Origin of the sequence: Novosphingobium meiothermophilum (assembly GCF_003171715.1) — a bacterium.
GTDB classification, from domain to species: Bacteria; Pseudomonadota; Alphaproteobacteria; order Sphingomonadales; family Sphingomonadaceae; genus Novosphingobium; species Novosphingobium meiothermophilum.
Map to the genome: position 1 here is coordinate 404,933 of NZ_QGHL01000008.1, position 22,568 is coordinate 427,500.

Below are 22,568 nucleotides of genomic sequence, written 5' to 3' on the forward strand. Positions count from 1 at the left end.
ACCGGACCATGACCGACCCGACCGTGAGAGAAACCGCAAGTGCCGCCGCGCCCGAAACCGTGGCCCAAAGGCGGGGAGACCAGCGCCGCCGCAACGGCTTCAGCCTTGTGGAACTGATGGTTGTGATCTTCATCATCGGCCTGCTGGCGACGGTGGTTCTCATCAACGTGCTGCCGAGCCAGGACAAGGCCATGGTGGTCAAGGCGCGGGGCGATATCGCCACGCTGGAACAGGCAATGGAGATGTACCGGCTCGACATGGCCAGCTATCCCGGTCAGGCTGAGGGGTTGAATGCGCTCAAGACCCCGCCAGCCAATCTAGCCATGCCCCAGAACTACCGTTCGGGCGGCTACGTGAAAGACATTCCCGCCGATCCGTGGGGACGCCCCTATCAGTATCAGGTGCCGGGGCGCGATGGCCGCCCGTTCGAGATATTCTCGCTGGGGGCCGATGGCCAGCCGGGCGGAACCGATCTCAATGCCGACATCTACGCCAGCCCGTCATCCGGCCAGAAATGATCGCGCGCGATGGCTGATGCCGCCTTTCCCGATGCCGAAGGGCCTGACGGCCTGATCGTGCTGCTGCCCGCCGCCGATGGCGGGCGCTGGCACTGGTGGCGCATGGGCGGGGAGCGTGCGGGCCGCGACATGGCCTTCGATCCCGAAGTCCACACAGCGCCATGGGGCGAGGCGGGCCGCGTTACCGTTCTGGTTCCCGCAGGCGATGCCCCTGTGCTGGACCGCGCCCTGCCCGATATGCCTGAAGCGCAGGCACTGGCGGCAGAGCGGCTTGCCGCTGCGCAGGGCGCGCTGGGCGATGGCGTGGTTCATGTGGCGGTGGCGGCGCATGAAGGGCGCCTGCTCTCCTGCCGGGTTGACGATCAGGTGATGACGCACTGGCTGGCACTGCTGAAGGCGCAGGGAATCGATCCCGTGGCCATGGTGCCGGCGGGCCTTGTGTTGCCGCGGCGCGAGGGCACGGTCATGCTTGCCGATCTGTGCGGACAGATGCTGGCGCGCACGGCCGAGGCGGCCTTTGCCGCGGAGCCGGGGCTTGTGCCCGCGCTGGCCGGGGCGGCCGATCAGGCGGCGCTTGAAGGTGACGCGCTGGCCCTGCGGCTGGCCGAGGTCCATGCCGCCCCGGCCCTCAACCTGCGGCAGGGCCGCCATGCGCAAAAATCGCCATCGGCTTTCCGGGCGGGCGAGTGGCTGGGCCTGGCGCGCATGGCGGCTGTTGCCGCGCTGCTGGCGCTGGCGCTGATGGTGGTTTGGGTGGTCAAGTGGAATGCCGACAGCGCGGCAGAGGAATTGCGCGCGCTGGAGATGGCGCAGCAGCGGTTTCCCCAAGCGCCGGACCTTGATGCGGCAGAGCGCCTGCTCAACGCGGAGATGGCGCGGCGCGGAGTGGGCGGGACCAGCTTTGCCGCGCCCACCGCAGCTTTGCTTGATGCGATGCGCGGCGCGCCAGGCATGACCTTGCGCGCACTGGCCTATGATGCGGACGGCACGCTGCGCTTCACCGCTGCTGCCCCGCGTGCCGAGGATGTGAATGCCGTGCTGATCGCCTTGCAGAACGAAGGCTGGAAGGTGACCGTTCCACCAGCACTGGCGCCTGATCCGACCGGTGCGATCGTTGCCGCAATCACGGTGAGGGCGCCATGATGCAGCGGATTTCGGCATGGTTTCTGGGGCTGACCGCGCGCGAGCGGATGCTGGTGAGCCTGGCGGCGGCGCTGGCCGGGGTGATCCTGCTGGTTTACGGGCTGGTCCTGCCTTTGGGCCACGCGCTGGATGAGGCCGCTGTGCGCCACCGGCTGGCGACCGAGCAGGCCGGGCGCATGGCAACCGGGCTTGCCCTGCTGAAGCGCGCCCCAGCAGCAGCCGCACCGACACTGGCGGGGCCGGTCGATCAGGTGGCAAATGCCGCGGCGCAGGAGGCTGGGTTCGTTGTCCAGTCCAGCCAGCGGCAGGGCGATGACGCGGCCGTGCTCGTCATTCCTTCCGCGCGTCCGGCGGCGGCGCTGGTCTGGCTTGATGGACTGGCGGCAAAGGGGCTGGCGGTGGATCAGGTGACGATGACGCCCGCACCCGACGGTTCGGTGGCGATCAACCTCACGCTGCGCAGGGGCGGCGTGCAATGAGCGGGCGCAAGACCTTGCTGATTTGCGCTCTGGCGCTGCTTGCGCTTATTGCGCTTGTTCCGCTCCGGCTTGTCATGGGGCTGGCCGCACCCGATGGCGTCACGGCGCGCAGTGTCGAAGGCACCGTGTGGAGCGGGCGCATTGCCGATCTCAAGGCCGGGCCGTTTCCGGTGGGGACGGTCGAGGCAGGACTTGAGGTGGCGCCGCTGCTCCTGGGGCAGGCACGGGTTCGGGTGGCGCGCGAAGGGTTTGCGGCACGGGCTTCGCTGGGCAGCGAGGTGCGCATTGACGGGGCCAGCGGCACGATTGCCTTGCCCGACGGACTGGGCGAACTGCCGGTAACGGCGCTGGTCATGCAGGATCTGTCAGTGGCGATGGCAGACGGCGCCTGCCGCGAGGCGAGCGGAACGCTGGGCCTCACGCTGGGCGCGCTGGGACCGCTTCTGCCCGATGCGCTCAGTCTTTCTGGCACCGCTCGCTGCGAGAAGGGCGCGCTGGTGGTGCCCATGCGCAGCGCCGAGGACACCGAACGCCTGACTTTGCAGATCAAGGCCGACGGGCGCTGGCAGGCCGAACTGCTGCTCAGCGGTCTGCCGCAGGAAACCGGCGAACTGCTGCTGCAATCAGGCTTCGAGGCCCGCCCCGGTGGAATTGGCATCGGGACGGGCGGCAAGCTCTGACGCAGCGTTCAGGCGAGCGTCTGGGTGAGGAACCAGGCGCGGCGTTCGGCCTGATCGGTCCAGTCATCGGCGGCGCCTTCGGTGGCGTTGTCGCCCGCCTCGCCTGCGGCCTGCTTCACGCTGCGGATCACCTTGATGAGCGCCAGATTGTCGTCGCGCAGGTTGGCCACCATCTCGCGCGCGTCAAGGCTGGCGCGGGTGTCGTCCTTGAGCGATGCCTTGGCAAGGATCGCGCCGATGCCGGTAAGGGTTTCGCCGCCGTTCTTGCGGACCCGTTCGGCAATGACATCGGTCAGCGCGAAAAGCTCGGCCGCCTGCTCGTCAAACAGCAGGTGCAGATCGCGGAACTGCGGCCCTGCGACATGCCAGTGATAGTTCTTCGTCTTGAGATAGAGCGTGAAGAAATCGGCGAGCAGGCCATTGAGGCTGTCGATCAGGGCCTTCTTTGCGTTGTCTCCGGGCATGGGCAGGTTCCCTTCATCGTGTGTTGCTGGAATGTGTTTCCTATACACGCGAAGGCTTGAAAGGTTTCACGCAATGTTCCGTCCAGATTGATCGTCCGGGTCGATCAGTCCGTCGCTCTCTGGCTGCCTTTCAGGAGGAACAGCCCGGCCAATGCGGAGATGACCGATCCGCCCAGAATGCCGAGCTTGGCCTCTTCGACCAGAATTGGGCTGGCAGGGAAGGCAAGGCCCGCGATGAACAGGCTCATGGTGAAGCCGATGCCGCACAACAGGGCGATGCCCCAAAGCTGACGCAGGCTGGCGCCTTCGGGGCGGCGGGCAATGCCCATGCGTTCGGCGGCAAGGATGCTTCCCAGAATGCCCACCTGCTTGCCGATCACAAGGCCCAGCGCGATGGCCAGCGGCAGGGTGGCGGAACCGCCTTTGGCAAGGCCCAGTTCCACCCCGGCATTGGCCAGCCCGAACAGCGGAACGATGAGAAAGCCATTGGGTGCAACCAGCGCATGTTCCAGCCTGAGGAGCGGGCTGTCATGTTCGGTATTGAGCGCGAGCGGCACCGCAAGCGCGGCCAGCACGCCCGCGATGGTGGCATGGACACCCGAATGCAGCACCGCATACCACAGCGCGATGGCCCCGATGATGTAGGGCACAAGACCTTTGATGCCGAGACGGTTGATGATGATGAGCGCGACGAGGATCGCCGCGCTGATACCAAGCCACATCAGCTTCAGTCCGCTGGTGTAGAAAAATGCGATGACCATGACCGCGCCCAGATCATCCACGATCGCCACCGTCAGCAGAAAAAGGCGCAGCGAGGAAGGCAGGCCCTTGCCAGCCAGAGCCAGCACGCCGATGGCAAAGGCGATGTCGGTGGCCGAGGGTATGGCCCAGCCGCGATGGAGCGCAGGCTCCTTGGCGGCAATGGCGAAATAGATCAGCGCAGGAATTGCCATGCCCGCAATGGCCGCGATCACCGGCAGACGCCGCCGACGCGGATTGGATAGCGCGCCATCGAGAATCTCGCGTTTGATCTCAAGCCCCACGACAAAGAAGAACACCGCCATCAGCGCGTCGTTGATCCACAGGTGCAGGTTGTCGAGCTTGGGGATGGGGGTCCATGGCAGGGTGTGGTGGAACAGGCCGTGCCAGCCTTCGGCCAGCGGCGAGTTTGCCATGACCAGCGCGATTGCCGCCGAAACCATCAGCACGATGCCAGGGGCGGCCTCGTTGTGGCTGATCCTGTGCCAAAGCCCCCTAAATCCCGGCAGTTCCGCCATATTCGAATTAATCCCTGGTTCCTGAAGAGCGCCGAGCCGGCATAGCTTGGCCCTTGTGCCCGCCCATGAAGGGCGCGTCAAACGGGGGCAGGGTCTTGTTGGCATGTCCGTCCTTACCCGGACCATGCAACGCGGTAGCCGATGCGCCGGTTCCCGCCGATATCCTGCTTGAAGTCGGCGCCATTGCCCGGCCCCTGCTCAATGCCCTTGCCCTGCTTTCGCACGAACTGCTGCTGTTCGCCGCGATCTGGTTTGCCGTGTTCGCTCTGGATGAACTGCTGGTTGATCTGGTGTGGCTGCGGCTGAAGCTGGGCGGACGTTTGCGCACCCCCCGGATCGGGGAAGTATCCGGCGCCCCCCGCAGCGGCGTGATGGCGGTTCTGGTTCCGGCATGGCGCGAATCGCGGGTGATCGGCGCCATGGTGCGGCACACCTTCCGGGCATGGCCGCAGGCGAACCTGCGGGTCTATGTCGGCTGCTATCGCAACGATACGGAAACGCTGGCCGCGCTGGTGGCGGCTGCAGATGGCGATGCGCGGCTTCGGGTGGTGGTGCATGACCGTGACGGGCCGACGACCAAGGCCGATTGCCTCAACCGGCTCTACCGCGCCGTGCGCGAGGACGAACGGCGCGCAAACCGTCAGGTGCGGGCACTGGTCCTTCATGATGCCGAAGACATGGTGCACCCCCTCGCACTGGCAGCCATGGACGAGGCGCTTGATGAAGTGGACTTCGTGCAATTGCCCGTGCGGCCCGAACCCCAGGCGCGCTCGCGCTGGATTGCCGGACATTACTGCGACGAGTTTGCCGAGGCCCATGCCCGCGACATGGTGGTGCGCGATGCGATCCGCGCCGGTCTGCCATCGGCGGGTGTGGGCTGCGCCTTCGCCCGCGGGGCGATAGACCGGATCATGGCCTTGCGCGGGGCGGCCGAACCCTTTGCCGCCGAATCGCTGACCGAAGACTATGAATGCGGGCTTCTGGTGGCCGAGGCGGGCGGGCGGTCACGGTTCCTGCGCCTGCGCGATGCGCAGGGCGCGCTGGTGGCCACGCGCGAGTTCTTTCCCTCGGCCCTTCCGGCCGCAGTCCGCCAGAAAACCCGCTGGGTGCACGGCATAGCCTTTCAGGGCTGGGATCGGCTGGGCTGGGGTTGCAGCGCAAGGGGGCTGCCTTGCTGCGACCTGTGGATGCGGCTGCGCGACCGGCGCGGCCCCCTCGTAGCGCTGGCGCTGTCGGCGGCCTATCTGCTCGTGCTGCTTTGGCCCGCGCTATTTGCAGCAGAAGCGCTCGGCCTGGTCGAGGCTGTGCCCGAAGGCCCGCTGCTGCGCGCGCTTGTCTGGTTCAACGCGGCATGTCTGGTCTGGCGAGTGGTGCTGCGTTCAGCCTTCACGTCGCGCGAATATGGCTGGCGCGAGGGGCTGCTGGCGGTGGCCCGCCTTCCGGTGAGCAACGTGATTGCGATCATGGCGGCACGGCGGGCGCTCGTGGCTTATCTGCGCGTTCTGCGCGGCGGTCGCCTCCGCTGGGAGCATACGGTGCACGGCCTTCATGTGGCCCAAGCGATCATGCCGGAAGGACAGCCTGCGACGCGGCTTGCGCCCGCGTGACAGGCCCTTCTGCTTTGCGTCCGCGCGGTCAGCCAGTCATCGCACTTGCGCTGGTGCTGGCAGCATGGGTTGCCGCGCGCATGATGCTGGTGGAGGGCGGCGCGGGGACCGGAGGCTTCAGGGATGGCCCGGTGCTGGCCCTTCGTGCGCAGGTTCTGGCGGCATCGGCCAGCTTGCGCGATGTGCAAGGCCGTGCACCGCCCGAACAGGTGCCGGGTGGCTCTGCCATTGTCCCGTCGGCGCGCATGGACCTAGCGCGCATGCAGGTTCGCGCGGCGGGGGATCGGGAGGCAGCGGGTGATATTCCCGCCTTCCTGCCGCAGCGCGGATTTCAATCCGCCCGCTTTGCGCAGATCATCAATCCGCCGCTGATGCCCGCCCGACCGGGACAGCGAGACGGCGCGCCCGCCTTGGAGCCTCGCGCCGCACCTGTGAAGATGCCGCCTGCCGATGAGGCAGCGCCGGCAAAGGATGATCCGCGCTGGAGCGGGGATAACTGGCTGCTGCTGCGCCGGGGAAGCGGTGCTGCGGCGCAGGCCCCCGGCGTTGCCGCCTATGGCGCAAGTCAGGCAGGCGCGATCGTGCGCTACCGGTTCGGCACGGGCCAGCAGCGCGAAAGCTATGCCTATCTGCGCACGTCGCTGGCGATCAATGCGCCCGGTGCGGACAAGGAGATTGCGCTGGGGCTTGGCCTTAGACCACAAGCCGCGCTGCCGCTGCGCGTTCTGGCCGAGGCGCGCCTTCAGGATACCCGCCAGCGTGCCATGGAAGTGCGCCCGGTGGTGACTGTCATTACCGAACTGCCGTGGCAGAACCTGCCGCTGGGATTGCGCGCCGAAGCCTATGGTCAGGCGGGCTATGCCGCGGGGCGCGATGCGACCGCGTTCTTCGATGCACAGGCGCTGGTCGACCGGCCGCTTGAAGGCGTGCTGCCCCGCAGGCAGGCGCTGCGCATCGGCGCGGGTATCTGGACCGGCGGGCAAAAGGGCGCGGCGCGTCTTGACGCAGGGCCGCGCGCCTCCGTGCGCATCGATCTGGGAGACGGCGCGCCGACGCGGCTGGCGCTGGACTGGCGCTTTCGCATAGCGGGCAATGCCAGCCCCGGCAGCGGTCCGGCACTGACCATCGCCTCTTCGTTCTGACAGCGATGCGGTTTTTGCCGGGGAAAGCGATGTCGGTCATCGCGTCCGGGGTTGCTGGCGGAAGGGGAGCGGCCTAGCGTCTGGCTGGCAATGGACGTCTATCTTCCCATCGCAAACCTCTCGGTGAACGGGCTGGTGATTGTCGCGCTCGGTGCGCTGACCGGGCTGCTTTCGGGCATGTTCGGCGTGGGCGGCGGCTTCCTGACGACTCCCCTCCTGATCTTCTACGGGGTTCCGCCCACGGTGGCCGCGGCGTCGGCCGCCAGTCAGGTGACGGGGGCGAGCGTTTCGGGGGCCTTTGCCCATGCCCGGCGCGGCGGGATCGATTACCATATCGGTGCGGTGCTCGTGGCAGGGGGGGTGATCGGCACCGGTATGGGCGCGGTGCTGTTCCGCCTGCTTCAGGCGCTGGGCCAGATCGATACGGTCATCAATGTGCTCTACGTGCTCATGCTTGGCGGCATCGGCGGGCTGATGGCGCAGGAAAGCATCGCTGCGCTGCGCGCGCAGAAAAGCGGGGTGCCCCTGCCCGCACGCAAGCGGCGCCATCATCCGCTGGTGGCCAGCCTGCCGCTGCGCTGGCGGTTTTACCGTTCCGGCCTCTATATTTCGCCGCTGGCACCGTTGTTGCTGGGCATCGCCACCGGCATCCTGACCATGCTGATGGGCATTGGCGGCGGGTTCATCCTTGTGCCGGCCATGCTCTATATTCTGGGCATGAGCGTGAACGTCGTGGTGGGCACCTCGCTGTTCCAGATCCTGTTCGTGACCATGGCGACAACGATGATGCATGCGCTCACCACGCGCGCAGTGGATATCGTGCTGGCAGTGCTGCTGCTGGTGGGATCGGTAACGGGTGCGCAGGTTGGCGCCCAGTTTGCGCAGAAGGCCAAACCCGAACACCTGCGCCTGCTGCTGGCGGGCATCGTGCTGCTCGTGGCGATGCGCATGGCGCTGGGGCTGGGATACCGGCCCGACGAAATCTATTCGGTGGTGCCGCTATGAGCGCGGCGGCCCCGCGCTGGCGCACGGGGGCAGGGCGCGTGCTTGCCCTGTTGTGCTGCATCCTGCTGCTGGGCGCGCGCGATCCCATTCTGGTCCCGGAAATCTCGCAGCACGAAGTGCAGGTGCGGCAAGGCTTTACCGGCGCGGATCTGCTGCTGTTCGGCGCAATCCTGACGCCCGAAGGCAATCGCGCGGCACAGGACTATGACATCGTGGTGGTGCTGGAAGGGCCGGTGCAATCCATCGTGCTGCGCGAGAAGCAGAAGATTGCAGGGATGTGGATCAACGCCGATTCGCTGGAGTTCCGTTCGGTGCCCAGCTATTTTGCGGTGGCATCTTCGCGCCCGATTGCCGAGATCGTCGACGACAAGACTGCGGCGATCTACGAACTGGGTCTCAAGTGGTTGCAGCTTTCCCCGATCGGCGTGATCGAGCCGAAGGAGCAGGCGCGCTTTTCCGCAGGGCTGGTCGATCTCATGCGGCGCCAGGGGCTTTACCGCGAGGAGGAGGGCGGCGTGAAGATGAGCGGCCAGGTGCTCTATCAGGCCCGCATCAGCCTGCCATCAAGCGTGCAGACGGGCACCTATACCGCCGAAACATTCGCGATCAGCAAGGGCAAGGTGGTGGCATCGGAGATCACCCGCGTGGAAGTCCGCAAGGTGGGCTTCGAGCGCTTCGTGGCCGTTCAGGCTGACCAGAACGGATGGTTCTACGGCCTCTTTGCCGTGCTGGTCTCGGTGGCGATGGGCTGGCTTGCCGGAAGGCTCTTTGCCCTTGTTTGACAGGTCTGGAACAGCCGTTCCGGTTTAATCGATCTTAACCTTGGTGGACTACGCCCTCTTGTGCGGTCAAAGCCGAACAAGAGGGTTATGCGCGATGTCGGATATGGCAAGTCAGGGGTTCGGGGCTGCGATGCGTGGGCCCGATGGGCCAGCAGCATCCGGAGCCACGGCCGAACTTGCCTCTTCTCCGCTTGCTTCCGGCATGGCGCGCGAGGCGCTTCCGGAACAGTTCGTCGGCTCGGAGAACGCGCGCGTGCCGATCGGCTTCGTGCGCGAAATTGCCGGTTCCAGTTCGGCAATCGCGCTCGACCTCAAGCGTCTGGAACAGTGTTCGACCGACCTTGATCCCTCGATTGCGCTTTCGGGCAAGGTCGGCAGCCAGATCAAGATCCGCGTCGGCAACTCGTGGCTTCTGGCCAGCGTGCGCAACCAGCGGCAGGACAGTTCGGTTCCGGGCGGGATCGTGGCGCAGATCGATTTTCTGGGCGAAGGCGAGGAAGAGCGCCTGACCGGCAAGATCTATGGTTTCCGCCGCGGGGTCACGCGGTTTCCGGTTCCGGGCGCGCTCGTCTATCCGGCGACAAGCAACGACCTGCGCCAGATCTATGCCAGCGACGGGCGCACCAACATTTCCATCGGCACGGTCTATCCGACACGCGACATCCGCGCCGGGCTTTATGTCGATGCGCTGCTGGGCAAGCACTTTGCCCTGCTGGGATCGACCGGCACCGGCAAGTCGACCTCTGCCGCGCTGATCCTGCACCGCATCTGCGAAATGGCGCCGCAGGGCCATATCGTGATGATCGACCCGCACGGCGAATATTCGAGCGCGTTCCGCTTCACCGGCCAGTTGCTCGACGTGTCGAACCTCCAGATGCCCTACTGGCTCATGAACTTCGAGGAACACTGCGAGGTCTTCGTCACTTCGTCAGGGGCGGACAGGCAGCTTGATCTCGATATTCTGGCCAAGTGCCTGCTGGCGGCGCGCCAGAAGAACCGGCTGGCCGAGCAGATCGGCAAGATCACGGTGGATTCGCCGATTCCCTATCTGCTTTCGGACCTGCTCATCATCCTTCAGAACGAGATGGGCCGGCTCGACAAGGGGACCAATTCGGTGCCCTACATGCGGCTGAAGACCAAGATCGAGGAAGTTCGGAGCGACCCGCGCTACCAGTTCATGTTTTCGGGCATGCTGGTGGGCGATACGATGGCGGAGTTCATCTCCAAGGTGTTCCGCATGCCCGGAAACGGCAAGCCGATCTCGATCATCGATGTTTCGGGCGTGCCTTCGGAAATCACCTCGACCGTGGTGGCGGTGCTGAGCCGGCTAGTGTTCGATTACGCCATCTGGGCGCGCGACGAGGAAACCCGGCCCGTTCTGCTGGTATGCGAGGAAGCGCACCGCTATGTGCCGAGCGAGAAGAACTCCGATGGCTCGTCGGTGGGGCGCATTCTTTCGCGCATTGCCAAGGAGGGGCGCAAATACGGCGTTTCGCTGGGCCTCATCACCCAGCGCCCGTCCGATCTGGCCGAAGGCGTGCTCTCGCAGTGCGGCACGATCATCGCGATGCGCCTCAACAACGAGCGCGATCAGGCGTTCGTGAAGGCGGCCATGCCCGAAGGCGCGCGCGGTTTTGTCGACACGATTCCCGCGTTGCGCAACCGTGAGTGCATCATTTCCGGCGAAGGCGTCTCGATTCCCATGCGCGTATCGTTCGACGAGCTGGAGGCGATCAAGCGCCCGGCCTCGAACGACCCGTCCTTCAACGAACTGTGGAGCCGCAGCGGCGGCGAGGAGCAGGCGGTGGAGCGCACGGTCATGCGCTGGCGCGCACAAAGCCGGTAACGCGACGGGCGGCCGGATTCGGCCGTTCAATCCGGGCCGTCAGATATTGGGCGCCATGCGGCCTGCGGGATCAGCGTCGGCATGGCTTTCCTCTTCGGCCTCGATATCGGGCACCGCGCGTGTCCGGGCACGCCAGCCGGGGCGGCGATAGGCCATCACGGACATACCGACCGCAACCGCCGAACTGACCGGGAAGGCAAGCCATAGCGCATCGGCGCCCAGCAGGGGATAGAACAGGTAATAGAAGCCCAGGCGCACCGGGTAGAGCGTGATCGCCAGAATTATCAAGGGCGCCCAGACCACGCCCCCGGCGCGCATCGTGCCGAACAGGACCACGGTGACGCCGAACAGGATGTAGCTCCAGCTTGCAAGGAACTGGATATGGCGTGCGGTATCCACGGCAGGACTGCCAAAGCCGAGGAACAGTTCGAGCGCCGGGCGATCGAACAGCAGGAGCAGCGCGCACAGGAAGCCGGTGACGGCAAGATTGAGCAGCACGCCCGATCGCGCGACATGGTGCAGCCGCTGATCCATGCCAGCGCCGATGGCCTGCGCGGCCATGGCGCTGACCGCAGCAGAGATTGCCATGGCGGGCATCTGCAAATAGGTCCACAACTGGAGCGAGGCACCATAGGCGGCGCTGACCATCAGCCCTTCGCGGTTGACCAGACCCAGAATCACGATCCCGCCCGCCGAGATAACCAGCATCTGCGCGCCCATCGGCAGACCCTTGGCAAGGATGAAGCGCATTTCGTCAGCCTGAGGCCATAGCCACGCAAGCTCCTTGCCGCGAAGGCGCAGCGGCAGATCGCGGGCATAGACATAGGCGACCAGCGCCAGCATCGAGACAACCGAGGCAATCGCGGTGGCGAAGGCAGAACCGGCAATGCCCAGCGCCGGGATCGGGCCAAGCCCGCCGATCAGCACGGGGTTCAGCGCGATGTCGAGCAGCGAGGACAGGATCATGAACTTGAGCGGGGTGGCTGCATCGCCGCCGCCGCGCAGACCCATGCCGAGAATGACCGTGACCATAGAGGCAGGCATGGCCACGAAGATTACGCGCAGATAGGTAAGGGCAAGGCCGAAGGTTTCCTGTGGCGCCGACATGGCGGCAAGCAGTTCCGGCGCGAAGATCCAGCCCAGCGTGCCGACAAGGAACGAGAGCAGCACGCAAAGCCCGACAGCCGTGCCGCAGGTGCGCCGCGCTGCCGCGACATTGCCCGCCCCGAACGCCTGCCCGATCCTGATGGTGGCGGCCATGCCGAAACCGTAGGCGGCAGCGAACACAAGGAACATGATGACATTGGCATTGGCCGTGGCCGCCAGCGCCGCTTCCCCCAGCATCTGCCCCACCCAGATCGAATTGATCGAGCCGTTCAGCGATTGCAGGATGTTCGACGCAAGGATCGGGGCCGAAAACAGCGCCAGAGTGCGCAGGATCGGACCGCTGAGGAGATCGCGGCCGCGGGTGGATGCCGGTTTCAAGCCGTCAGTCCTTCCTGAGCGCGGCAAGCGCCGCGAAGGGGCCTGACGCGGCGTCGCCGGACAGGTTGTGTTCGGCGCGCGCGCGGTCGGCATCGGGGCCTTCCGCGAAGGGATCGATGGCAAGGGCAAGGCTTTGCGCTACGGCCTCGCCCAGATCGAAGGCAGTGCCTTCGTATTCGATCTCGTCACAGTCCTCGGCGGTGATTTCCACTTCCTCGTCAGGAGCATGATCGCCCGCCGGGGGCACGAAGCGCAGATGGATCGGCTCGTCGATGCTGACCGGAAAGTCCTCGCCCGAAATTGCGCAGGGCTGGATGATGCTGGCGACAAGGCGGCCCCTGGCCTCGACCTTCGGGCCGTCGGCGATCAGCAGCACTTCGGCCCGCATCGACCGGATCGCCGAAATGCCGAAGCGGGCGGCAAGGCGGCGGCGCTCGGCCTCGTCGGGTTCGAGCAAGAGCGGCTGCGCGGTGATCTGGCGCAGATCGACGAGACGGGAAAACTCAGGCCCGGTCACTTGCCGATCTCCGCATCAAGCACGCGGAACGCAGGGACCAGCGCCAGCCCGGCGGCAAAGGCGCGTGCGCGCCGTGCGACCAGCAGCGGATCGGCACCATCATGCAGGCTGACATTGCGGGCCACGGCTTCGGCCATGACGCCCTCGTCGGCAGCGGCCAGACCTTCGCGATAGGCGCCGAGCCTGCCGCCCAGCACGCTCATCAGCTTGCCCATGCGCTTGCCCACCACCAGATCGCCCACGCCGCTTTCGCGCAACTGCCCATCCATGTCCTCGACGAAGAGTTCCGTAAGCCGCACCGAAGGTTCGATCAGATCGGGATCGCGCTCCATGCGAATCATGACGATGGAAAGGATGAGGGTAATCATGTCGAACCGCCCGGCGACCGTATCGGCCACGCCGCAATCGCGATACCATTCCTTCTCGCGGGCGATTTCCACCGTGCGATGCCACAAGGGGCGCGCCACGGCGCGGTCGTCCTGCTTGCGTTTGAACAGCCTTGCGAGAATTGACATCGCGCGTATCCCTGATGCTCTGCCCGTTCAGGGGCGATTAAAACCTTGCCGTCCAGCACGCATTGCGGCGATGCGGGTGCGGGCGGCATTGCGGTAATCCCGATTGGACCCTATGGGTCCGGCGATAGTGGCTGTCCATTCCCGATGCAAACGGGCACGACAGACCTTGCGTGAAGAGCGGAGTTTGCAGATGCGGAACAGTCGGCTGATGGTGCAGGGTGCAGTGGTGCTTGCCCTTGGCATGGCCGGGGCAGGATGCACCAGCATCCGCGATCACCGCGGCTACATTGTCGATGAAGTGCTGGTCTCATCGGTCCAGCCGGGTGTCGACAACAAGCAATCGGTCGAACGCACGCTGGGGCGGCCCACCTTCACCAGCCCCTATGGCCAGCAGACCTGGTATTACGTGGCCATGAACACGGTGCAAAAGCCGTTCAACCGCCCGCGCACCGAAAACCAGTCGATCCTCGTTGTCGATTTCGATGCCAGGGGCAACGTGGCGAAGCTTAGCCGCGAGGGCATGGAAAAGGTCGTGCGCCTTTCCCCGCAGGGCGACAAGACGCCCACTCTTGGACGCGAGCGTTCGTTCTTCCAGGATCTGTTCGGCAATATCGGCGCGGTGGGCGCCATTCCCGGCGGGGCGGGCGGCGCGCCCGGCGGCACTGGCCCGAACGGAAGCTGACCGGCTGGCCGTCTGGCGGCAGGGTGGGAAGGATCGGGGTGATGCTTGAAATCGCCCGGCCACCCCTCATATCGCGGTGATGGACGACAGCAGGGCGAGCCACGGCCTGATCCAGTGGCACGGCACCACCATCATCGGGGTGAAGAAAAACGGCCGTACGGTGATTGCCGGTGACGGGCAGGTTTCCATGGGCAACACGGTGATGAAGCCGAATGCCCGCAAGGTGCGCCGGATCGGAGACGGAAAGGTCATCGCCGGTTTCGCCGGGGCGACTGCCGATGCCTTTACCCTGTTCGAACGTCTGGAGCGGAAGCTGGAACAGCATCGCGGGCAATTGATGCGCGCGGCGGTGGAACTCGCCAAGGACTGGCGCACCGACAAGTATCTGCGCAACCTCGAAGCGCTGATGATCGTAGCCGATGCCGAGACCATGCTGATCCTTACGGGCAACGGAGATGTGCTGGAGCCGGAAGGCGGCATCGCGGCCATCGGTTCGGGCGGCAACTATGCACTCGCGGCAGCGAGGGCGCTGACCGATTACGAGGACGATGCCGAGAGAATCGCGCGGCGCGCCATGCAGGTGGCGGCCGAAGTCTGCGTCTTCACGAACGACCGCGTGACGGTCGAGGAAATCTGATGATCGATTCGCTTACTCCCAAGGCCATCGTCCGCGCGCTGGACGAACATATCGTGGGCCAGACCGATGCGAAGAAGGCGGTTGCCGTTGCGCTGCGCAACCGTTGGCGGCGCCAGCGCCTTTCGGCAGAACTGCGCGACGAGGTGACGCCCAAGAACATCCTGATGATCGGGCCGACTGGCTGCGGCAAGACCGAGATCAGCCGCCGTCTGGCGCGCCTTGCCGATGCGCCTTTCGTGAAAGTGGAGGCGACCAAGTTCACCGAGGTCGGCTATGTCGGCCGCGACGTGGAGCAGATTGCCCGCGATCTGGTGGAAGAGGCGATCCGGCTGGAAAAGGAGCGCCGCCGCGAGGCCGTGCGCGAGGCGGCGAGCAAGGCTGCGATGGACCGCCTGCTGAAGGCTCTCGTAGGCGACGGCGCGAGCGAGGCAACGCGCGAGAGCTTCAAGGCGCGGCTGGCCGATGGTTCGATGAACGATGTCGAAGTGGAGATCGAGGTCGAGGATACGCCCTCGGCCCCAATGGAAATCCCCGGAATGCCCGGCGGGATCGGCATGATCAACCTGTCGGACATGATGGGCAAGGCATTCGGCAAGCAGAACCTCAAGCGCCGCAAGATGCGTGTGGCCGATGCCTGGGACAAGCTGGTCGACGAAGAAGCCGAAAAGCGCATGGATCAGGACGATGTGGCGCGCGAGGCAATTCGCAACGCGGAGACCAACGGCATCGTATTCATCGACGAGATCGACAAGATCGCGGTCTCGGACGTGCGCGGCGGTTCGGTCAGCCGTGAAGGCGTGCAGCGCGATCTGCTGCCGCTGATCGAAGGCACCACCGTGGCCACGAAATATGGTCCGATGAAGACCGACCACGTCCTGTTCATCGCCTCTGGCGCGTTCCATGTTGCCAAGCCTTCCGACATGCTTCCCGAATTGCAGGGGCGCTTGCCGATCCGGGTGGAACTGAAGGCGCTGTCCGAGGACGACTTCGTGCGCATCCTTTCGGAAACGCGGGCCAATCTGGTCGAGCAGTATCGCGCGCTCATCGGCACCGAAAACGTGACGCTGGACTTCACGCCCCAGGCGATCCGCGCGATTGCCCGCACGGCGGCGCAGGTGAATGAAAGCGTCGAGAACATCGGCGCGCGGCGCTTGCAGACCGTGATGGAAAAGCTGCTGGAGGAAGTGAGCTTCGAGGCCGAGGACCGGGCGGGCGAAACCGTGACAGTGGACGAGGACTACGTTGCCGCGAGGCTTTCCGGGCTTGCCGGAAATGCCGATCTTTCGAAGTATATCCTGTAAGGCTATGGCCGCGTCATGACCTTCCAGACTCCCGATGACCGCCCGATCTACCGTCTGCTGACCGGCAAGGACGACCGCGCCTTCTGCGAGCGTGTGTCCGAAGCGCTGGCGCAGGGCTGGCGGCTCTATGGCTCGCCCACTATCACCTATGACGGAGGCATGGACTGCATCAAGGTGGCGCAGGCCGTGGTCTGGCACGAGGCGGATGTGGTGAAATAGGTTTCGCCATTGCCGAACCACTCGCCATTGCGAGGAGCGAAGCGACGAAGCAATCCAGCGCGATGCAGCGCTACTCCGCCGCTTCGCTGATCTCGGCACTTTCCTGCGCCTGGCGCGCCCACATTTCCGCATACAGGCCATCGCGCCGCAGCAGATCGGTGTGGCTGCCCTGTTCGGCCAGCCGCCGCTGATCGAGCACGAGGATCATGTCCGAATCGGCAATGGTCGAAAGGCGGTGCGCGATCGAGATCGTGGTGCGGTGGCTGGCGACGGCGCGCATGGTGGAAAGGATGTCCTGCTCGGTGCGGGTGTCGAGCGCGCTGGTTGCCTCGTCGAACAGGACGATCGGCGGGTTCTTCACCAGCGTGCGGGCAATGGCAACGCGCTGTTTTTCGCCGCCCGACAGCTTGAGGCCGCGTTCGCCCACCTCGGTATCGTAACCCTTGGGCAGGCGCGCGATGAAATCGGCTATGGCCGCGCCCTTGGCGGCGGCCTCCACTTCGGCCTGCGTCGCGCCATCGCGGCCATAGGCGATGTTGTAGCCGATGGTATCGTTGAACAGCACCGAATCCTGCGGAACGATGCCGAGCACTGCCCGAAGCGATGCCTGCGTCACGCCCCTGATGTCCTGCCCGTCGACAAGGATGCGACCAGCCCAGGGATCGTAGAACCGGAACAGCAGCCGCGCGATGGTCGATTTGCCCGCGCCCGACGGGCCGACGATGGCAACGCGGCTTCCTGCAGGAACTTCGAACGAAAGGCCGTGCAGGATTTCGCGATCGCGGTCATAGCCGAAGACGACATTGTCGAAGGTGACGGACGGCCTGCCCACCACGAGGGCGGGCGCGCCGGGGGCATCGGCCACTTCCACGGGCGTATCGATCAGGCGGAACATCTCGGCCATGTCGATCAGGCCCTGCCGGATCGTGCGATAGACCATGCCGAGCATGTCGAGCGGGCGGAAGAGCTGGGTGAGGTAGGTCTGCACGAAGACGAGATCACCCACCGTCAGTCGCCCTTGCGCCCAGCCCCAGACCGTCCATGCCATTGCCCCTGCCATGAGCAGGTTGACGATCAGCGCCTGCGCGATGTTGAGTAGGCCAAGGCTGTTCTCGCTCTTGACCGCGGCATCGGCATAGGCCCTTGCGGCGGCGGCATAGCGGGCTTCCTCGCGCGCTTCGGCCCCGAAATACTTCACTGTCTCGTAGTTGAGCAGTGAATCCACGGCGCGCGAAAGGGCCTGACCGTCAAGCCGGTTCATCCTTTCGCGCAGGTGCGTGCGCCATTCGGTGATGGTCCGCGTGGCCCACACATAGGCCACAAGTGCCGCAACCGTGGCGCTGACAAGGCCGATGCCGAAATGGAACCAGAAGATCACGATGACCGCCGTCAGCTCGATGACCGTGGGCGCGATGTTGAACAGCAGGAAATAGAGCATCGTGTCGATGCTCTTGGTTCCACGCTCGATCACCTTGGTCACTTCGCCGGTGCGTCGGGCGAGGTGAAAGCGCAGCGAAAGTTTGTGCAAACGGGCGAAGACGTTCTCGGCCAGATGGCGCGTGGCATCCTGCCCCACCCGTTCGAACACGATATTGCGCAGGTTGTCGAACAGGACGCCGGAAAAGCGCCCCAGCGAATAGGCAAGGACGAAGGCCAAGGCTACCGTCAGCGCCGGCTGCGCACCGGCGGGCAAGGTCATCGCATCGACGGCCTTCTTGTAGGCGAAGGGCAGGGCCAGCGTTGTCGCCTTGCCCAGCAGCACCATGATGACCGCCCCGATGACCCGGCGGCGCAAAGCTGCGTTGTCAGCCGGCCAGAGATAGGGAAGGAAGCGGCGCAGGGTTTGCCAGCCATCGTGGCGGGCGTCCTTGGGGCTGGTGTGCGTATCGGGCGGCATGGCCTCTCACATAGGCATCACGGCGCGCGATACCAGCACTTTGCGGGGCTATGAGCTTGCGGTCAGTAATTCAGGCTGCTGCGTTCGGCGCTGGCGATCCCGGCGGGCAGATCGAACAGGATGCGCCGCTGCCCGAAGTCTATGGCCACGCGCCTGAACATGCGCAGTTGCTCCATGCCGAGCAGCATTGCGGGCTTCTTCACCAAGCCGAGCCGGTGAAATGCAGGCGAATCGGCAAAGGCAAGGAAGGTGTTGTGCAACTGGATGCCTTCGACGCTGATCGTCGAGGCGAGGATGAGTTCGGCCGAAAGCGACTGACCCGTGACCGAGTGCAGGACGGTCTGCTGAGCCGCGCGGCGGCGCGACAGCGCGTTGCGCAGGGCGATGTTGCCGATCGAACTGTCCGATCCGGTGTCGATGACGATATCGGTGCGGATACCGTCGATCACGGCATTGGTCATGATGAGCTGGCCAGAACGGCGCCGGGCATTGACCACGATCTCGAACCCGCGCGATCCACCCAGCGAGGCTGCATCGCCGATTGTCATGGTGCTGCCGGGAAAATCGATCAGCACGCGCTGGTCCTGAAGGCTGTCTAGGCCGACGATGCCGTCTGCGCCGATATGTTCGGCTTCAAGAAGTGGGGCGGACAGAGTGTAATAGGTGCGCTTGCCCAGACTGATTTCGTCAACCTCGACCAGTTCGACTGCCTGCGATCCGGCGACCCCGACAACCGTGGCCGTGCCGCTGACGGCCAGGCCGATGCGCTGCGCCACCTGCCGCGAGAGCACGGTGCGTTCAGCGCCGGTATCAATGAGGAAGCGCCACGGGCCGCTGCTGCCGATCCTGACCGGCACGGTCATGCGGTCGTGGCGGTCAACGTGCGTTTGAACCACTTCGGCATCGCTGCCGGGGTGCAGGGGATCGGCGGGGCGCGTTTCCTGCGCGAATGCCGAAGGCGCGGCAAGCGCCAGAGCCAGCGGCAGCATGAGGGGCAAACGCATCGTCTTTCTCCCGCGGCGCAGTCTATGCCTTTCCGCGGGGCGCTTCCAGCCTGTTCAGGCGGACATGTGGCAATCTGCGCCGGCTTAACGCGGTGGCAAGCTGGGAGCGTTATGGCCCTAAGCCATGAACAACCCGAATCCCCATGCCGGATGGCGCGCGCGTGCCGTGCGGTTTGCCGAAGCGGCCGCGCGCGCTGTCGGCTATGACAAGACGCACATCACCCGCGTCGTGGCCTATCGCGCGATCGATGCCTGGCTCGACCGGCGCGGAACGGAACGGCTCGATGCGCTTGAAATCTCGGCCGGTTGGAAGTGGCGGCAGCGCGCGTGGGGCAGCTTTACCGAGATGAACTGGCCCGATCACGATATCTGCAACGATGTGCTGGACCGGCAGTTCGATGTCATCATTGCCGACAACGTGTGGGAGCACCTGCTCTATCCCTACAGGGCCACGCGCAACGTGAAGGCGATGCTGAAGCCCGGCGGCGTGTTCATCAACATCACCCCTTTCCTGATCCGCTATCATCCCATTCCGACCGACTGTTCGCGCTGGACGCGGCTGGGCATGGTGCATTTCCTTGAGGAATGCGGCTTCGACCCGGCCCGGATCGAAACCGGGGGCTGGGGCAATGCCGCAGCGGTGCGTGCCAACCTGTTTCGCTGGTCGCGTGCGGGATGGCGCAGGCGCCTGCCCAACGATGAACGCTTCCCGCTCACGATCTGGGCGATTGCCGAGGCATGAGCCTGCCGGTGGCCATCGTGGTGCTGGCGCACAACGAGGAACGGCGCATTGCCCGGTGCCTTGCCAGTCTGCCGCTTGGTGATCCGGCTTTTGCCATCCACGTGGCGGTGAACGGATCAGGCGATGGAACCGCGCGGATTGTTGCCGATCATGCGGCGCGCCATGCCAATCTGACGCTGCATGACTGGCCTGAAGGCGGCAAGGCGCGAAGCTGGAACCGGATGGTGCTTGATACGCTGCCTGCGGGTCTTCCTGCCGTGGTTCTGGTGGACGGGGATGCTGAGGTCGCGCCGGGAGCGATTGCGGCGCTTCTGGCTGCGCTTGGCAATGACGCGCGGGCCAATGCTGCCTCTGCGCCTCCGCTCAATGGCCGAAGGGCCGGGCATTATCGCCGGTTGATGATCGAAACCCACGGCCTGTTCGGCGATCTCTATGCGCTGCGTGGCAGCTTCGTCGACGAGATGCGCGCGCGCGGTGTGCGCTTGCCTGTCGATCTGGTGGGAGATGACGGACTGGTTGGAGCGCTGGCGAAGACCGGCCTTGGACCCCTTTCCCGCTGGCGCGAGGACGGCGTGCGACCGGTTCCTGAAGCCGGGTTCCGGTGCGAGCCTTTTGATCCTTCCGATCCGGCAAGCTGGCGCATGCAGTATCGCCGCATGATCAGCTACGCCGTGCGGCATTTTCAGGACCGCATCATTACCGCCATTCTGCGGTCGCACGGCCCTGCTGCCCTGCCTGAACGGCTGGCATCGCTCTACCCGTCCTACCTTTCCGGGTTCAGGCCGCGATCCGGCCTGTGGTGGTGGTTTGATCGTCAGGCCCTGAAGCGAATGAGTGGGGCAGCCCTGTCGGCCTGACAGTCGGCCTGTTGTCCGGTCTGTCGTCTCGGTTTCGGATCAGGCAGGGGCTGCGGCCAGGTCCTTGCGCCGCACGAGTTGCAGGATCTGGCCCAGCGCATGACGATCGGCCAGATGCACGACGGCGGCATAGCTGGCCATGCCAAGGGCAACCAGCACGCCCAGATGCAGCGCCGGCGCGGCCTTGGCCGTCTCGCCCAGAATCCAGTGGTCTGCGCTCCACACGATCAGCGCCATGGCAAGGCTGGAGCCGACCGGGAGGCGCAGCGCCCTTGCCATGGCGGCAACGCCGATCCCTATCGCAGACCGGGAGAGCATGATGGTCGCCAGCAGCAGCAGGGGGGCGGCCGCACACCAGACTGCGGCCACGGCCAGCAGTCCGAACCGGGCGCTGCCAAGGAACGCAGCCGCGAATATCACGGCACCGGCCATCGCGGTGCGGACCGGTATTTCCGGCTTGCCCACCGCGTTGAGCGCCGGAGCAAACAGGATTTGCATGGTCATGAAAGGCATGGCCCACGCCATCCATTCCACCAGTGGCGGCAGTTCCTGCCAGGTGGAGCCGAACAGGGTTGCGACCAGCGGTGACGCCGTGACCGCCATGCCGGCATAGACGGGCGCGGCGATCATCATGATGAGCCGTGCGGATTTGAGGAATGCAGCGCGCAATGCGGGAAGATCGTCCTGCAGCCGCGCGTAGGCGGGAAAGGCGACTTCATTGAGCGGGGGCACGAACCGGGCGTAGAAGATCGTCGCCAGAAACACGGCCTGCGAATAGACTCCCACCTCGTGCGGGGTGAAACGGCGGCCAATGACGAAGATGTCACTCTGCGTCTGCACCAGCCAGAACATCTGCGTGAACAGGATGGCCAGCCCGAAGCGGAAGATGCTGCCGCAGCCCCTGAAGTCGAAGCTGGGCCAGATCAGCGCCCGCACCATGAGATTCAGCCCGATCGCGCGCACCCAGAACATGACGATCGGCGCATAGACCAGCGTCCATACTCCATAACCAGCCCAGGCTAGGATGAGCGACAGCACCGCGCCTGTCATGGCAGATGCCATGTTGACCAGCGCCTGACTGCGGAAATCGAGACTGCGCCCCATCAGCACTTCGGGAATCGCAATGAACGGTGTCGACAGATAGATCAGCGTCTGAACGCGCAGCATGTCGATCACGATCGGCTGCCCGTAGTAGGCGGCAACCAAGGGGGCGGCGAACCATTGTAGCGTGGCGATCACGGCATTTGCGGCCAGCAGCAGCCCGAATGCCTGGCGGATGCGCTGGCGGGTCAGGTCGCGCTCCTGAATGAGCGCGCTCGCAAAGCCATAGCCATTGAGGAAAGTCAGGAAGCTGAGCATGACCAGCGACATGGCAAAGAGGCCATAGTCGGCCGGGGCAAGCAGGCGCATGACGATCAGCGTCGATGACCAGCTTATGATCTGCGCCGCAATCTGGCTGCCGGAACGCCAAAGGATCGCGCGTCGGACATCGCCAGCAAATCGGGAATTGGCCAAGCCGGACCCGGAAGGGCCGTCAGCCTGCAGGGACGATACTGCGGCGGCGATGGAGGAATGCTCGGTCATTGCAACGTCGGCCTTAGGACACAGGCCGTTAAGTCCGCGTTACGCCTTGGCGCGGCGTTCCGGGTCAGCTGTCTGTGGCGCGATGACTGGATTCTTGCCGATGAAACAAAAAAGTCAAAAGAGCCTGTTGACGCGAATCGTTGAGGGGCATAGAGGGCCTCTCACCGCAGCGGCGCTGCAACAGC

Annotated in this window: 23 protein-coding genes; 15 read left to right on the forward strand and 8 right to left on the reverse strand. The window is 65.2% G+C overall.

Going from position 1 to position 22,568, the window contains the following annotated elements:
* The first annotated feature begins 8 nt into the window (after positions 1-8).
* The 4 genes from gspG to gspN are packed head-to-tail and all read left to right on the forward strand — an operon-like array spanning position 9 to position 2,820.
* Positions 9-518 carry a type II secretion system major pseudopilin GspG gene (gspG, locus tag DKM43_RS10475; RefSeq protein WP_109798499.1) on the forward strand — a complete coding sequence of 170 codons (510 nt, stop codon included), beginning with the start codon at positions 9-11 and terminating at the stop codon, positions 516-518.
* A 9-nt stretch (positions 519-527) separates the two neighbouring features.
* A complete protein-coding gene (gene gspL, locus DKM43_RS10480; RefSeq protein WP_109798413.1) occupies positions 528-1,661 on the forward strand; it encodes a type II secretion system protein GspL in 1,134 nt (377 codons plus the stop codon).
* Entirely contained in the window at positions 1,658-2,140 is a 483-nt protein-coding gene (gene gspM / locus DKM43_RS10485) for a type II secretion system protein GspM (protein ID WP_109798414.1), read from the forward strand. Before gspL ends, gspM begins: the two co-directional genes overlap by 4 nt.
* Complete coding sequence (gene gspN / locus DKM43_RS10490) at positions 2,137-2,820, forward strand: type II secretion system protein N (protein WP_109798415.1); 684 nt, start codon at positions 2,137-2,139, stop codon at positions 2,818-2,820. Before gspM ends, gspN begins: the two co-directional genes overlap by 4 nt.
* 8 nt (positions 2,821-2,828) lie before the next feature.
* Here gspN and DKM43_RS10495 read toward each other — a convergent pair whose 3' ends face one another.
* Both DKM43_RS10495 and nhaA read right to left on the reverse strand, forming a co-directional pair.
* Entirely contained in the window at positions 2,829-3,284 is a 456-nt protein-coding gene (locus DKM43_RS10495) for a Dps family protein (RefSeq protein ID WP_109798416.1), read from the reverse strand.
* 104 nt (positions 3,285-3,388) lie between these two features.
* Positions 3,389-4,561, reverse strand: a complete 1,173-nt coding sequence (gene nhaA, locus DKM43_RS10500; protein WP_109798417.1) for a Na+/H+ antiporter NhaA — start codon at positions 4,559-4,561, stop codon at positions 3,389-3,391.
* 95 nt (positions 4,562-4,656) lie between these two features.
* Here nhaA and DKM43_RS10505 point away from each other — a divergent pair, with 95 nt between their 5' ends.
* From DKM43_RS10505 to DKM43_RS10525, 5 genes are all read left to right on the forward strand, one after another.
* Positions 4,657-6,168, forward strand: coding sequence for a glycosyl transferase family protein (locus DKM43_RS10505; RefSeq protein ID WP_236632505.1), 1,512 nt, complete (start codon positions 4,657-4,659; stop codon positions 6,166-6,168).
* Complete coding sequence (locus tag DKM43_RS10510) at positions 6,165-7,310, forward strand: hypothetical protein (RefSeq protein WP_145960501.1); 1,146 nt, start codon at positions 6,165-6,167, stop codon at positions 7,308-7,310. The genes DKM43_RS10505 and DKM43_RS10510 overlap by 4 nt, the downstream gene beginning before the upstream one ends.
* A 90-nt stretch (positions 7,311-7,400) precedes the next feature.
* A complete protein-coding gene (locus tag DKM43_RS10515) occupies positions 7,401-8,315 on the forward strand; it encodes a sulfite exporter TauE/SafE family protein (protein WP_109798420.1) in 915 nt (304 codons plus the stop codon).
* Positions 8,312-9,097 (forward strand): TIGR02186 family protein, encoded by a 786-nt coding sequence (locus DKM43_RS10520; protein WP_109798421.1) that lies wholly within the window; start codon positions 8,312-8,314, stop codon positions 9,095-9,097. The genes DKM43_RS10515 and DKM43_RS10520 overlap by 4 nt, the downstream gene beginning before the upstream one ends.
* Positions 9,098-9,299: 202 nt before the next feature.
* A complete protein-coding gene (locus DKM43_RS10525) occupies positions 9,300-10,943 on the forward strand; it encodes an ATP-binding protein (RefSeq protein WP_109798500.1) in 1,644 nt (547 codons plus the stop codon).
* 39 nt (positions 10,944-10,982) lie between these two features.
* On the opposite strand, the gene DKM43_RS10530 is transcribed toward DKM43_RS10525, so the two are convergent.
* The 3 genes from DKM43_RS10530 to DKM43_RS10540 are packed head-to-tail and all read right to left on the reverse strand — an operon-like array spanning position 10,983 to position 13,460.
* The gene (locus DKM43_RS10530) at positions 10,983-12,428 is read right to left on the reverse strand and encodes an MATE family efflux transporter (RefSeq protein ID WP_236632506.1); all 1,446 of its coding nucleotides are present in this window, start codon (positions 12,426-12,428) and stop codon (positions 10,983-10,985) included.
* Positions 12,429-12,432: 4 nt separating this feature from the next.
* Complete coding sequence (locus DKM43_RS10535; RefSeq protein WP_109798423.1) at positions 12,433-12,945, reverse strand: YceD family protein; 513 nt, start codon at positions 12,943-12,945, stop codon at positions 12,433-12,435.
* Positions 12,942-13,460, reverse strand: a complete 519-nt coding sequence (locus DKM43_RS10540; protein ID WP_109798424.1) for a ubiquinol-cytochrome C chaperone family protein — start codon at positions 13,458-13,460, stop codon at positions 12,942-12,944. The genes DKM43_RS10535 and DKM43_RS10540 overlap by 4 nt, the downstream gene beginning before the upstream one ends.
* A gap of 190 nt (positions 13,461-13,650) precedes the next feature.
* Here DKM43_RS10540 and DKM43_RS10545 point away from each other — a divergent pair, with 190 nt between their 5' ends.
* The 4 genes from DKM43_RS10545 to DKM43_RS10560 all read left to right on the forward strand — a co-directional run bounded on the left by DKM43_RS10545 (position 13,651) and on the right by DKM43_RS10560 (position 16,299).
* Positions 13,651-14,142 (forward strand): outer membrane protein assembly factor BamE, encoded by a 492-nt coding sequence (locus DKM43_RS10545; protein ID WP_109798425.1) that lies wholly within the window; start codon positions 13,651-13,653, stop codon positions 14,140-14,142.
* 79 nt (positions 14,143-14,221) lie between these two features.
* Entirely contained in the window at positions 14,222-14,779 is a 558-nt protein-coding gene (hslV, locus tag DKM43_RS10550; RefSeq protein WP_062347011.1) for an ATP-dependent protease subunit HslV, read from the forward strand.
* A complete protein-coding gene (gene hslU / locus DKM43_RS10555; RefSeq protein ID WP_109798426.1) occupies positions 14,779-16,080 on the forward strand; it encodes an ATP-dependent protease ATPase subunit HslU in 1,302 nt (433 codons plus the stop codon). The genes hslV and hslU overlap by 1 nt, the downstream gene beginning before the upstream one ends.
* A 15-nt stretch (positions 16,081-16,095) precedes the next feature.
* Complete coding sequence (locus DKM43_RS10560; RefSeq protein ID WP_109798427.1) at positions 16,096-16,299, forward strand: DUF1737 domain-containing protein; 204 nt, start codon at positions 16,096-16,098, stop codon at positions 16,297-16,299.
* Positions 16,300-16,369: 70 nt separating this feature from the next.
* Here DKM43_RS10560 and DKM43_RS10565 read toward each other — a convergent pair whose 3' ends face one another.
* A complete protein-coding gene (locus DKM43_RS10565) occupies positions 16,370-18,196 on the reverse strand; it encodes an ABCB family ABC transporter ATP-binding protein/permease (protein WP_109798428.1) in 1,827 nt (608 codons plus the stop codon).
* A gap of 62 nt (positions 18,197-18,258) precedes the next feature.
* Complete coding sequence (locus DKM43_RS10570) at positions 18,259-19,200, reverse strand: retropepsin-like aspartic protease (protein ID WP_236632507.1); 942 nt, start codon at positions 19,198-19,200, stop codon at positions 18,259-18,261.
* A gap of 124 nt (positions 19,201-19,324) precedes the next feature.
* On the opposite strand from DKM43_RS10570, the gene DKM43_RS10575 reads away from it, so the two are divergent.
* Both DKM43_RS10575 and DKM43_RS10580 read left to right on the forward strand, forming a co-directional pair.
* Positions 19,325-19,942, forward strand: coding sequence for a class I SAM-dependent methyltransferase (locus DKM43_RS10575; RefSeq protein WP_109798430.1), 618 nt, complete (start codon positions 19,325-19,327; stop codon positions 19,940-19,942).
* A complete protein-coding gene (locus DKM43_RS10580) occupies positions 19,939-20,799 on the forward strand; it encodes a glycosyltransferase family A protein (protein ID WP_236632508.1) in 861 nt (286 codons plus the stop codon). The genes DKM43_RS10575 and DKM43_RS10580 overlap by 4 nt, the downstream gene beginning before the upstream one ends.
* 39 nt (positions 20,800-20,838) lie before the next feature.
* Here DKM43_RS10580 and DKM43_RS10585 read toward each other — a convergent pair whose 3' ends face one another.
* Positions 20,839-22,383 (reverse strand): lipopolysaccharide biosynthesis protein, encoded by a 1,545-nt coding sequence (locus DKM43_RS10585; RefSeq protein WP_109798431.1) that lies wholly within the window; start codon positions 22,381-22,383, stop codon positions 20,839-20,841.
* Between the last annotated feature and the right edge of the window lie 185 nt (positions 22,384-22,568).